We start from the raw sequence: 12,575 nt of genomic DNA, 5'->3' as shown, positions 1-12,575 counted from the left end.
TTCAGGGTATTTTTTTTGAAAATAAGCAGGAAAAGACGTAGATGAAAGGAAAACCGGGCTTTTAGCAGAACTTTAATAGTTACCGTCTTGGATGGAACTGCTCCATGATGCTTTTGAGGTGCGAACGGTCCATATGCACATAGATCTCTGTTGTGGTGATGCTGGCATGTCCCAGCATCTGCTGTATTGCTCTGAGGTCTGCTCCATTCTCAAGCAAATGGGTCGCAAAGGAATGTCTGAGAGTATGCGGACTCACTTTTTTGTTGAGGCCAGAGTTACCGGCAAGTCTTTTTATAATGGTAAAGATCATTGCCCTGGTGAGTTTTTTACCCCTTCTGTTTAGAAAAAGAGTGTCTTCAAAGCCTTTTTGGATGTCCATATGGGATCGTATATGCTGCCGGTATAAATTTATATATTTTTGGGTTTCATCTGCTATTGGGACAAAACGTTGTTTCTCTCCTTTCCCCGTGACCATAATAAAGCCTTCTTCAAAGAAGAGGTCTGAGAGCCGCAGGTCTGTCAATTCAGAAACTCTCAGGCCGCAACCATACAGGGTTTCTATAATTGCCCTGTTGCGTTCCCCTTCGGGGGTGCTAAGGTCTATGGCAGCTATGAGTGCATCGATCTCCTCCACAGAAAGGGTGTCGGGAAGCTTTCTTCCCAGCCGTGGTGATTCCACAAGGTCGAGGGGGTTAGTCTTCCTGTAATCTTCAAAAACCAGGTAACTAAAGAAATTGCGGAGCCCGGAAATGATCCGGGACCGGGTGCGGGCATTGACCTGTTTTGCAATGTGGTAGATGAACTGCTGAATATCCTCGTCTTTGATCTCACAAGGAGAAATAATGATTTCATGTTCCTCCAGGTACCGCACAAGTTTCTCTACATCAAAAGTATAGTTGACGATGGTATTTGCCGATAATCCTCTTTCAATTCTAAGATACCGGCGGTAATCCTGCAATGCGTTTTCCCATTTCACAGGCTAAATATAAGGGATGATTTGATATTTAAGCTTAGTAAACCTTTAATATCAGCTAAGTTTTTCTTAACACTATCTATCTTACATTTGTCCCTGAACTAAAAACCTATGATTATGAAAAAGTCAGTTTTATTTATTGCGGTGATGTTGTTTGGAACAACTTTTATGGCCGCTCAGGAATTCGTTTATTTTGGAGCAAAAGGTGGTGTGAACTTCTCCACTTTCTCTGGTGACGGATTCTCTGATTTCAACGATGAAAGTGCTAGAACAGGATATCACTTAGGATTATTGGCTGAGATCCCCGTTACCGACAGGTTCTCAATTCAGCCTGAGGTTCTGTATTCTGCCCAGGGGTTTGACCTGGTAAGAAGGGAAGACAACAACGATGTGGAACATCAGCTTGATTACATCACCGTACCGGTTATGGCTAAACTTTATGTATTAGGAGGCCTGGCACTGGAGGCAGGGCCACAGGTAGGTTTTGTTGTGGAGGAAGCAATTGATTTCGGAAGTACCGAAAGAGAGCTATATAATGATAACAGGAATGATATCGACCTGAGCCTTGGACTGGGCGCGTCTTATAAGTTCAATAAATTCTTCCTGTATGGGCGTTATAATGCCGGACTTACAGATATCTACGATGTGGAGGGAGTTGATGCCAAAAACTCTGTAGTACAGGCAGGAGTAGGATTTCTTTTCTAAGAGAATCAATGAAATAAATATTGAGAAACGGGGACGAAAGTCCCCGTTTTTTATGTCCCATATTGATGATAAATGTCAGGAAATTAACTCTTTATCTGGTTTAAATTTATAGGTGTAACTAAAAAATAATTGTTATGAAAAAAATTTTACTAATCATTGCCTTAACTGTGGTATCAGGCATGGGAATGCAGGCCCAGGAAGTATCTTTCGGGGTAAAAGGGGGATTAAATTTCGCGAATTTTTCCGGGGATGATGCCGACCTTCTGGAAACAGAAACAAGGACCGGTTTCCATTTGGGAATGCTCGCAGAGATTATGTTCTCTGAAAAGTTCGGAATTCAGCCAGAAGTTTTATATTCTTCCCAGGGAGCAAAATCAGATTTTGACATGGATGATGAATTTTTCGGGTCATTGAGTATCGATGAATTTAAGCTGGATTATATCTCGGTTCCTGTATTAATAAAATATTATTTCATAGAAGGTCTAAGCCTTGAAATTGGTCCACAATTTTCTTTCATGGTAAACTCTGAGGCAGATGGTTCTATAGATGGAGCATCAGGAACTGTAGATTTAGATGATGAAACAGAGTCATTTGATTTTGGAGGTGCTTTAGGGTTGGGTTATGAGCTGCCCATGGGATTGATGTTTCAGGCCAGATATGTAATGGGATTTACTGATGTTTACACAGATACGGATTTCAGAAATTCCATATTCCAGATTTCGGTTGGATATAAATTTTAATTAAGTTCAGGCTTGATGTAAAAGGCGGAAATTTGATTTCCGCCTTTTTTGTGGTTTAGAGTCCTTTCCTGTGAGGGATTTCAGGTGAAAGGAGCCAAAAGACATCTACCTTTTTGTATGGGGAATTATTTATATTTACGCTATGAAACTATTGATCATAAATGGCCCCAACCTGAACCTTTTAGGAAGTAGGGAACCCGATATCTACGGAAAACAGAATTTCACTACCTACTTCATTAAGCTGCAGGAAAAGCTGCAGGAAGCAGAACTGGAATATTTTCAGTCAAATATTGAGGGGGAGATTATCGATAAGTTACACATGGCCGAAGGAAATTTTGAAGGAGTAGTTCTTAACGCCGCGGCATACACCCACACTTCCGTGGGAATAGGGGATGCGGTAAAAGCTATTGAAACTCCCGTGGTCGAAGTTCATATTTCCAATACCTATTCCAGGGAGGAGTACCGTCACCGCTCATTTATTGCTCCTAATGCAAAAGGGGTGATCATTGGCTTTGGTCTGCAGAGTTATGAACTGGCGATAATGAGTTTTCTTTTGAAGGATCAATAGACTTAATAATAACTTCAAAACTTCCCAAATACATCCCATTTATCGATTAAAGGGACATTTATATCCTGTTTTTAAAGGCTAATGATTCATCATGTTAAAAATTTTATTAATTTAGAATTCATTAACTAAAATAACTTATTAATTATGAAAAAATTATTACTGGTATTATTAGTGGTTGCTTTCTCTGGTGTTGCTAACGCGCAGGATTTGAGTTTTGGAGCCAAAGCAGGGGTAAACTTTGCAACTTTGACTGGAGATGATGTAGAGGATATTGACAGCAGAACGGCCTTCCATCTAGGACTGGTGGCTGAATTCCTTCTTTCAGAAAGGTTTGCCATCCAACCGGAAGTGCTTTATTCTGCTCAAGGGGCAGAGGATTCAGAAGCTACATGGAAACTGGATTATGTTTCAATTCCTGTGATGGCTAAGTTTTTTGTTACGGAAGGTTTGTCTCTTGAGGCAGGTCCTTATGTAGCGTTCAATGTGGTATCTGAAGTTGAAATGGACGGAATCACTGTAGACCTGGAAGAGGAAACAGAGTCTACAGATTTTGGAGCAGCCCTGGGTCTGGGATATCAATTACCAATGGGAGTTTTCTTCCAGGGAAGATATGCCATGGGACTCACCGATATTGCTACTGATACAGATGCGAAAAACGGCGTTTTCCAATTATCTGTTGGATATAAATTCTAAATTATTTAAACATTACTATAAAGCGGGAGAGGAATCTTCCGCTTTTTTTTGTCATTTTTCTTCTTTTAGAATGTTTATAAAACTTCCCCTTCACCCCCGTAATAAATAGTTTCCTAATTTTTCTTCCCTGGTTCATGTCAGATTTGTTTTTTATTCCTAACTTAATGTTTGTAATAACCTTTAATTCAGACGATTATGAAAAAAATTATCTTTTTTATTGCTGTAGCCATGGGGATGCTGACTGTTGCCAGTGCGCAGACAGATATCAAAATTGGGATACATGCAGGGATCCCTGTTGGGGATATTGAAGACGGTGCAAATTTTAAAATGGGAGCCGATTTTACATACTTCTGGAGTGTGATGGATATAATTAAAGCAGGGCCAATGGTAGGCTACTCCCATTATTTTACCGAAGATCTTGACGGCACCGAGCCAGATGACCTTAATTTCCTGCCTTTGGGAGCTTCCGGGCGGGTTACCCTTGGAGGCGGAGTCTTCCTGGGTGCTGACCTTGGGTATGCCATTGGTTTGAATGACGGAAACGATGGCGGATTCTTTTACCGGCCAAAACTGGGCTTTGGGTTCTTAGGGATAGGAATCGTTGGTTCCTATGAAGGAATTAACGTGGATGGAGTAAATGTCGCCTCAGTTAATGTTGGGGTGGAGTTTGGTTTCTAACATCTCTTTTTTTCATGGTGAAGCGGAAGGATATCTTCCGCTTTTTTTATTCTCTCATTTCTGAATGATATTCGGTCTTATTCAGGCTGAAAAAGATTTCTGTCCCGGAGCAGCTGCAAAAATGTGTCTCATTTCTCTTCTTTGACCTGGGAACGGTTAAAAATTCCTCCGCAGAGATCAATTAACATAACTTTATTTTTAAGTGATGGCTGAGTTTTTTAGATTAACTCTTTAATCCTTTAACTTTAAACAATGGAAAAGAAGGAGAGCATGAGGAGAGGGTTTGTATTTAAGAAGTTTGAGGAGGAGAATAAAACACCTTTTGACAAGCTTTTCGAGATCTTCAAAGAGCTTATTACCCATACTTCGGGAGATTTTGAGGAGGCCATAGAATGGCTGCGCCAGCTTGACGCCGAATATAAACTTACCAACGAAGACTACAGTATAGATGATTTTATAGAAGACCTTAAGAAAAAGGGGTACATCAGAGAAGAATTTGATCCCGATGGAAAAGGGGGAATGGCGATCACGGCCAAGACCGAAAGGGCCATACGACAACAGGCCCTTGACCAGATCTTCGGAAGGTTGCGAAAAAGCCGTTCGGGCAATCATTCTACAAAACATCAGGGTCTGGGAGATGAGCACACGGGGGAATTCAGAAGTTATAATTACGGCGATTCCCTTGACAAGATCTCGATGACCGAATCTCTTCGGAATGCCCAGATCCATCACGGCACAGATGATTTCAGCATGACCGAAGATGACCTGGTGGTGGAAGAGACTCACCATAAAAGCCAGATGAGCACGGTACTCATGATAGATATTAGCCACAGTATGATCCTTTATGGTGAAGATCGTATCACTCCTGCAAAAAAGGTGGCGATGGCTCTTGCAGAACTTATCACTACCCGTTACCCAAAAGATACCCTTGATATCCTGGTTTTTGGAAATGATGCCTGGGCGATCTCTATTGCAGATCTTCCCTATCTCAGGGTAGGGCCGTACCACACCAATACTGTGGCCGGACTTGAACTGGCGATGGACCTCCTTCGCAGAAAACGCAATACTAATAAGCAGATCTTCATGATCACCGATGGGAAACCAAGCTGCATCAGGGAGAGGGATGGGAACTACTATAAGAACAGCGTGGGGCTGGACCCTTATATTGTAGAGAAATGTTACAATGCAGCCAGCCAGGCCCGTAAACTTCATATCCCAATTACCACCTTTATGATCGCCCGGGATCCTTACCTGGAGCAGTTTGTTCGGGAATTTACCCAGGCAAATCAGGGAAAAGCATTCTTCACCGGTTTGAAAGGATTAGGGGAGATGATCTTTGAAGATTATGAAACTAACAGGAAGAAGAGAATTAAAGGATAGCAGGGCTGTAATTAATTTTATCAAAGCATTAAAAAAATAACATGGAGACAGAGAAAATAAAGACTTTTGGCGACCTCAAGAAGTCGGGATACAAGAGCAGGAGCATAAAGGAAGAATTGCGGGAAAATCTCCTGGATAAATTAAAAAACGAAGAACCGGCCTTTGAAGGGATCCACGGGTATGAACATACTGTGATCCCAGAACTGGAACGTGCCATTCTTTCCAAGCACAATATAAATCTCCTGGGTTTGCGAGGGCAGGCAAAGACACGGCTGGCGCGTATGATGGTGAATCTGCTCGATGAGTGGATGCCAATTGTTGAAGGGTCTGAGATCAATGATGATCCTTTCCACCCCATTTCCCGTTACGCTAAGGAACTATTGAAGGAAAAAGGGGATAATACTCCTGTTTCCTGGGTGCACAGGAATGAGCGCTTTTTTGAAAAGCTTGCCACGCCAGATGTAACCGTAGCTGATATCATTGGGGATGTAGATCCCATCAAGGCCGCAAACCTGAAATTAAGCTATGCCGATGACCGGGTTATTCACTTCGGAATGATCCCGAGAGCCAACAGGAGCATTTTTGTGATCAACGAACTGCCCGACCTGCAGGCAAGGATCCAGGTTGCCCTGTTTAACATATTACAGGAAGGGGATATCCAGATACGCGGATTCAAGCTCAGGCTGCCGCTGGATATGCAGTTTGTTTTTACCGCAAATCCAGAGGATTATACTAATCGTGGAAGTATCGTTACTCCACTCAAGGACAGGATAGGCTCCCAGATCCTTACCCATTACCCTATGAACCTGGAAACCGCAAGAGCCATAACAAAACAGGAGGCGAAGCTGGATGAGCGACAGGTAGAGATGGTACATGTACCTGAACTGGCAAAGGACCTGTTGGAACAAATAAGTTTTGAGGCCCGGGATAATGAGTTCATAGATTCCCGCAGCGGGATCAGTGCCAGGCTTAGTATTTCGGCCTATGAGAACCTGCTGAGCACAGCAGAACGCCGGGCTATAAAGAATAAGGAAGAAGAGACCTTGTTGAGGTTTGGAGACTTTTTGGGGGTCATTCCTTCGATCACGGGAAAAGTAGAGCTTGTTTACGAAGGAGAGCAGGAGGGAAGTGCAGTGGTCGCACAGGAACTCATAGGGGAAGCTGTAAAAACGATTTTTCCACGCATGTTTCCAAAAATTGAAAAACTGACTAAACCCGATGAAGAGGATCCTTACGGAGAGGTTATGGAGTGGTTCTTTTCAGAAAGCGGATTCGAACTTTTGGATGAAACCCGGGATGAGGACTATAAAAAAGCCCTTGACTCTATTCCCGGGCTGGATGAACTTATCAATAAATACCAGCCGAAGACATCAGAAAAAGATCGTTATTTCCTGAAGGAATTTATATTATGGGGACTGGTGGAATACAAAAAACTGAATAAACACCGCTTTGCTGAAGGAATGCAGTTCAGGGATATTTATGGCAGCTACATCAGCGGACTATAGAAAGGTATAAGGTATAAGGATTAATGGTTAATGGGATCGTCACCCATAACTTGTTTCAGGGTCTTCATTTCGTAAGGTTTTTAAAGGATGCTGAAACAAGTTCAGTATGACGACGGAGTTGTATTTCGCGTCACCCTGAACATGTTTCAGGGTCTTCATTTCCGGAAACTTTGTAAAAGATGCTGAAACAAGTTCAGCATGACGACGGAGTTGTATTTCGCGTCACCCATAACTTGTTTCAGGTCCTCATTTTAGGAAACTTTATATAAGATGCTGAAACAAGTTCAGCATGACGTAGAGATAATTAAAACAAAAAACCTCCGAAAAACACATTTCCGGAGGTTTTAATATTTAAACACATTTAGAATTGCTCAATACTCAATTCTAAATACTCAATACTATAAATGAATTACTTCCCCGTAAGCATCAGCTACAGCCTCCATAACCGCCTCACTCATGGTTGGATGAGGGTGGATAGCTTTCAATACTTCGTGTCCTGTAGTTTCAAGTTTTCGTCCAAGAACAGCTTCGGCGATCATATCGGTCACGCCGGCACCAATCATGTGGCAACCCAGCCATTCCCCGTATTTCGCGTCAAAGATCACCTTCACGAACCCGTCAGGAGTACCTGCAGCTTTCGCTTTTCCGGAAGCTGAGAACGGGAATTTCCCAACCTTCAGTTCGTATCCGGCTTCTTTAGCCTGTTTTTCGGTCATTCCTACTGAAGCTATTTCAGGAGTAGCATAGGTACATCCCGGGATATTTCCATAGTCAATTGGCTCCACATGCATTCCCTTGATCTTTTCAACACAGGTGATCCCTTCCGCAGAAGCCACGTGCGCTAAAGCAGGCCCAGGTACTACATCACCAATGGCATATATCCCCTGCACGTTGGTTTGGTACCAGTCGTTGACAAGGATCTTGTCTTTATCAGTTTTAATCCCCAGCTCTTCAAGACCTATGTTCTCAAGATTGCTCTTGATCCCAACTGCAGAAAGCACCACATCTGCCTCAATAGTTTCTTCTCCTTTTTTGGTTTTAACCTTCGCTTTTACTTTATCTCCGGAAGTATCCACACTTTCCACAGAAGAGCTGGTCATTACTTTGATACCGGCTTTCTTGAAGCTGCGTTCAAATTGTTTGGAAACCTCCTCGTCTTCGAGCGGCACCAGGTTTGGAAGGAATTCTACAATAGTCACTTCTGTTCCCATGCTCTTGTAGAAGTGGGCAAATTCTACTCCAATAGCCCCAGATCCTACCACGATCATTGATTTAGGCTGTTTTTCCAGACTCATTGCTTCACGATAGCCAATCACTTTCTTTCCGTCCTGCGGAAGGTTAGGAAGTTCTCTTGATCTAGCCCCGGTAGCGATGATGATATGATCTGCAGAATATTCTGAGGTCTTACCGTCTTTACCTTTTACATCGATCTTTTTTCCGGCTTTAAGTTTTCCGAAGCCCTCGATCACGTCGATCTTATTCTTCTTCATAAGGAACTGGACCCCTTTGCTCATACTGTCAGCAACTCCACGGCTGCGTTTGATCACGGCACCAAAATCCTTTTCAACCTTATTTACCTTCAAACCGTAATCTTCAGCGTGATTAAGGTAATCAAATACCTGTGCACTTTTCAAAAGGGCCTTTGTAGGAATACAACCCCAGTTAAGGCAAACCCCACCAAGGTTCTCTTTCTCTATTACAGCGGTTTTAAAACCTAATTGTGAAGCTCTGATGGCGGTAACATATCCACCCGGGCCACTTCCTAAAACAATGATATCGTATTTACTCATATTGGGAAATTTTTGTAACTGAATTTAAGACAGCGAATTTACGGAATTTAACTATAAACCGAAAGCCTATTCAAGTCAGGATATAACTGGAAAAAATCTTAAAAAATCTGCACATAAAAAACTTCCTTTTTTCGCATTGGAAAAAAGGAAGAATAAAATTTTTTCTAGATCTATTATAGGTTCAGAGCGTCCATCACCTCCTGGTAATTGGAAATGTCAACGCTGCTTTCCTCAACGAAATCAGAGGGCACTACCACGAATTTAAAATACTGCCCCTGAGTGTAAACATCTTCGAGTTCATCTAAATCGAAATTTCCGGTTATGACTACTTCGACGTCTTCACTGGTGTGATTAAAAGAATACTGTATCATTCTGCCATCATCAAAGAAAATAGTTTTTGGGAGAAGGTGCCAGGTTTCGACATCACTTATTACTTCTAGCCTGTATGCTAAAATAGCATCAGATTCAAAAACTTCAACATTCCCAGGGATTTCTAGAAAATGGGCATATAAATTGAATTCCGCGTCATAAGTGAAATCACGTTCAGTTAAATCGCCAAATGTTTGTCCCAGGATATTCACTCCCGGTTCTCCAGGAGGTCCCTGTGGTCCCGGAGGGCCCATTTCCCCGTCATCTGAACAGGCGGTAAAGGAAAACATTATAAAGCCAAGTAAAAAAGTAAGTTTTTTCATAATTATTTAGGTTTGGATTCAAATTCTATACTGGAAGAGTTGACACAATATCTTTGCCCGGTTTCTGTAGGGCCGTCATCAAAAACGTGACCCAGGTGGCTACCGCAGTTAGCGCAAAGTATTTCTGTACGTATCATGCCGTGGCTCTTATCCTGTACGAATTCAACAGTACCTTCAATGGCATCATCAAAACTGGGCCATCCGCAGTTGCTCTCAAATTTCTGGTAACTTTCAAAAAGTTTGGCATTACATGCAGCACAATGGTACGCTCCTTCCTGGAAATGCATATTGTACTTTCCCGAATGAGGTGCTTCTGTACCTTTTTGCCGCAAGACACGGTATTGTTCTTCTGAAAGGTTTTCACGCCATTCAGATTCAGATCGTTCTATGGGATATTTTTTTATCATATTTCTAAAAATAAGAAACCACTGATGATTTTCTCTTAAACAATTTGTAAACTTTATTGGGAAAACAGAAGATCTATTGCTCCTTATCGGGAATAAAATCCAGGGCTATCCCATTTAAACAATGTCTTTTTCCTGTGGTTTGTTTTGGACCGTCATTGAACACGTGTCCTAAATGTCCGCCGCAACGGGCGCACAATACTTCTGTTGCCGGGAAACCGCCTGTCCTGTCTGGCCGGTACACTACATTTTCTTCATCAAAGGCCCGGTCAAAACTAGGCCAACCTGTTCCACTTTCAAACTTATGTTCTGTTTTGTACAAGGCGTTGCCACAGGCAGCACAGACAAAGGTTCCGGGTTCAGTTATATTGTTGAGCTCACTCGAAAAGGCTCTTTCGGTTCCCTTTTTTCTCAGGACCTGGAATTCCTGTGGACTCAGTTCTTCTTTCCATTCTGCTTCTGTCCTGGAAACCGGGAACTGATCTTCCTGTTTTTGAGCATTTCCTTCACATCCTGCCAGGAGGAGGGTGAAAAGCAATAACAGCAGATTTTTCATTCTTTTACATTTTTAAGAAAAAATGCAACAATTATACCGAAAGGAACTCAATTATCTTTTTGATCACTTTTTTATTTCCCAGGATCCTGCGATGACCCAGGTCTTCGGTGAGAAACAGCTCCCCCTTATCTAGATTGTCGACGATCTCATGGGCAGAGCTTACGTGTACATCCACATCATGTTCATCATGGACCACCAGGGTAGGGATCTTGACCTCTTTAGCAGAAACGGCTCCGGAATAGGTATCCATGTCCTGCCCAAACTTTTTATCAAAATACTTTTTCATTAGTTTGGCCACCTTTTCGTTCATCTTCATATTATGGGCAAACTCCCGGGTAATATGGGTAACGCTGTTGGCCGTACCAATGATCACCAGTTTTTTTACTGTCAGACCGTCTTTGACAGCTTTAAGGGAGGCCATTCCACCAAGGGAATGACCAATTATCGCTTCAAAGGGTCCATATTTCTCCTCAAGGAAATGTATCGCTTCAATAAAGAAGGGCATCATGCTCCATTTTCCCGGGGCCCTGCCATGGGCAGGAGCATCAAAACTAACTACACTGTAGCCATGTTTTAAAAGCTCATCGGCCATAACGGCCAACTGGGTGCCCCGGCCACTCCAGCCGTGTGCAAGTAGGATCTTTCGTGGGGAATTTCCGTATTCGTACACTATGATCTCCCGGTTAATGGAAGGGACCATAAGAGTTGTGTGTTTACTTTCTTCATCCATTTTTCGTTCCCTTTCAGGTAATTTGTAGCGGAAAGGTGTCAGAAAAAGTTTTGCGGCGAACCGGCTGGCAAGAAAGGGAGAGAGAAATGTGAGTATTTTGCCTGTAGCCAGTATATACTTTGGCACCAACAATCGCTGTACAGGGATCTTATCTTTTTTTTGACGGGTCATAGATTTTTGAAAGCTGCAAGGTAATCATTTTAGAAGGTGAACAGAAGGAAACAAGGATGCCAATGTGAATTTGGCAGGTATTTTGTTAAACCTAATTTAAAGCCTTAATGGAACAGGAGGCGATTGTTTAACTTTAACAAAAATCTATTTATTATGAAATTAAAACAAATTACCATAGTATTAAGTTTGTTTCTCCTGGTAGCGGCTTGTAAAACCAATCCTTTTACAGGAGAGAAGAACCTTAACTTTTACCCTAATTCCCAGATCTTCCCTGCAGCTTTTCAGCAGTACAACCAGATAATATCTGAAAATAAAGTGGTGAAGGGGACCTCTGAAGCCAATATGATTAACAATGTGGGACAGAAGATCGCCACAGCATCAAAACGATATCTTGATGCGAACGGTTTCCAGGGATATCTTGATGGTTACGAATGGGAATTCAGTTTAATTCAGGACGATCAGGTAAACGCCTGGGCCATGCCTGGAGGTAAAATCGCTTTTTATACCGGTATTATGCCTATAGCTAAAGGAGAAGCAGGGGTTGCAGCCATAATGGCCCATGAGATCGCGCATGCCCTTGCAGATCATGGTGCACAACGTATGAGTGCTGCCCAGCTGCAACAATTAGGTGCAGTAGCCGGTAATGTGGCTCTAAGCGGGAAGAGTGATGAAACCCGACAGATCTTCAATACAGCCTATGGACTGGGATCTACGGTAGGGGTAATGTTACCCTTTAGTAGAAGCCACGAATCTGAAGCAGATCGAATTGGGTTAACCCTTATGGCTATTGCCGGATATGAGCCCCTTGAAGCTGCAGAGCTTTGGAGGAGGATGCAGGCTAACGCCGGAGGAGGTGCACCACCAGAATTCCTTAGTACTCACCCCTCTTCTGATACCCGTATAAGGAATATTGAAAGATGGGCACCAGAAGCCAGAGCTGAGGCTAAGAAATACGGTGTGACCAATTTCAGGAGATAAATTTTAAAAATA

14 protein-coding genes are annotated in these 12,575 nt (G+C 42.5%); 8 read left to right on the top strand and 6 right to left on the bottom strand.

The features are described from left to right. Nucleotides 1-79: 79 nt before the first annotated feature. Nucleotides 80-976, bottom strand: a complete 897-nt coding sequence (gene xerD, locus ACFSTG_RS13925) for a site-specific tyrosine recombinase XerD (protein ID WP_380754307.1) — start codon at nucleotides 974-976, stop codon at nucleotides 80-82. 114 nt (nucleotides 977-1,090) lie between these two features. Here xerD and ACFSTG_RS13920 point away from each other — a divergent pair, with 114 nt between their 5' ends. The 7 genes from ACFSTG_RS13920 (at nucleotide 1,091) to ACFSTG_RS13890 (ending at nucleotide 7,242) form a co-directional block, all read left to right on the top strand. Further along, complete coding sequence (locus ACFSTG_RS13920; RefSeq protein WP_380754302.1) at nucleotides 1,091-1,678, top strand: porin family protein; 588 nt, start codon at nucleotides 1,091-1,093, stop codon at nucleotides 1,676-1,678. A gap of 134 nt (nucleotides 1,679-1,812) precedes the next feature. After that, nucleotides 1,813-2,418, top strand: a complete 606-nt coding sequence (locus ACFSTG_RS13915) for a porin family protein (protein ID WP_380754298.1) — start codon at nucleotides 1,813-1,815, stop codon at nucleotides 2,416-2,418. 142 nt (nucleotides 2,419-2,560) lie between these two features. Then, complete coding sequence (gene aroQ, locus ACFSTG_RS13910; RefSeq protein ID WP_380754295.1) at nucleotides 2,561-2,986, top strand: type II 3-dehydroquinate dehydratase; 426 nt, start codon at nucleotides 2,561-2,563, stop codon at nucleotides 2,984-2,986. Between the two features lie 144 nt (nucleotides 2,987-3,130). After that, nucleotides 3,131-3,679, top strand: a complete 549-nt coding sequence (locus tag ACFSTG_RS13905; protein WP_380754292.1) for a porin family protein — start codon at nucleotides 3,131-3,133, stop codon at nucleotides 3,677-3,679. 195 nt (nucleotides 3,680-3,874) lie between these two features. After that, on the top strand, nucleotides 3,875-4,357 hold the full coding sequence (locus ACFSTG_RS13900) for a hypothetical protein (RefSeq protein WP_380754289.1): 483 nt from the start codon (nucleotides 3,875-3,877) through the stop codon (nucleotides 4,355-4,357). Nucleotides 4,358-4,609: 252 nt separating this feature from the next. Continuing rightward, a complete protein-coding gene (locus ACFSTG_RS13895) occupies nucleotides 4,610-5,737 on the top strand; it encodes a vWA domain-containing protein (protein ID WP_380754286.1) in 1,128 nt (375 codons plus the stop codon). A gap of 41 nt (nucleotides 5,738-5,778) precedes the next feature. Next, nucleotides 5,779-7,242 (top strand): AAA family ATPase, encoded by a 1,464-nt coding sequence (locus ACFSTG_RS13890; RefSeq protein ID WP_380754283.1) that lies wholly within the window; start codon nucleotides 5,779-5,781, stop codon nucleotides 7,240-7,242. Between the two features lie 398 nt (nucleotides 7,243-7,640). Here the strand turns inward: ACFSTG_RS13890 and lpdA are convergent, their stop codons facing one another. The 5 genes from lpdA to ACFSTG_RS13865 all read right to left on the bottom strand — a co-directional run bounded on the left by lpdA (nucleotide 7,641) and on the right by ACFSTG_RS13865 (nucleotide 11,585). Continuing rightward, nucleotides 7,641-9,032 (bottom strand): dihydrolipoyl dehydrogenase, encoded by a 1,392-nt coding sequence (gene lpdA / locus ACFSTG_RS13885; protein ID WP_380754280.1) that lies wholly within the window; start codon nucleotides 9,030-9,032, stop codon nucleotides 7,641-7,643. Nucleotides 9,033-9,205: 173 nt separating this feature from the next. After that, nucleotides 9,206-9,724, bottom strand: a complete 519-nt coding sequence (locus ACFSTG_RS13880) for a collagen-like protein (protein WP_380754277.1) — start codon at nucleotides 9,722-9,724, stop codon at nucleotides 9,206-9,208. 2 nt (nucleotides 9,725-9,726) lie between these two features. After that, nucleotides 9,727-10,131 carry a peptide-methionine (R)-S-oxide reductase MsrB gene (msrB, locus tag ACFSTG_RS13875; RefSeq protein ID WP_380754274.1) on the bottom strand — a complete coding sequence of 135 codons (405 nt, stop codon included), beginning with the start codon at nucleotides 10,129-10,131 and terminating at the stop codon, nucleotides 9,727-9,729. A 73-nt stretch (nucleotides 10,132-10,204) separates the two neighbouring features. Continuing rightward, complete coding sequence (gene msrB, locus ACFSTG_RS13870) at nucleotides 10,205-10,684, bottom strand: peptide-methionine (R)-S-oxide reductase MsrB (protein ID WP_380754271.1); 480 nt, start codon at nucleotides 10,682-10,684, stop codon at nucleotides 10,205-10,207. A gap of 31 nt (nucleotides 10,685-10,715) precedes the next feature. Beyond that, entirely contained in the window at nucleotides 10,716-11,585 is an 870-nt protein-coding gene (locus ACFSTG_RS13865; RefSeq protein WP_380754268.1) for an alpha/beta hydrolase, read from the bottom strand. A 153-nt stretch (nucleotides 11,586-11,738) separates the two neighbouring features. Between ACFSTG_RS13865 and ACFSTG_RS13860 the strand changes: the two genes are divergently transcribed. Further along, complete coding sequence (locus ACFSTG_RS13860) at nucleotides 11,739-12,563, top strand: M48 family metallopeptidase (protein WP_380754265.1); 825 nt, start codon at nucleotides 11,739-11,741, stop codon at nucleotides 12,561-12,563. Nucleotides 12,564-12,575: the final 12 nt, after the last annotated feature.

It is taken from the genome of Salinimicrobium flavum (assembly GCF_042684505.1).
Classification (GTDB): domain Bacteria; phylum Bacteroidota; class Bacteroidia; order Flavobacteriales; family Flavobacteriaceae; genus Salinimicrobium; species Salinimicrobium flavum.
This window is presented reverse-complemented; position numbering and strand designations above follow the sequence as displayed.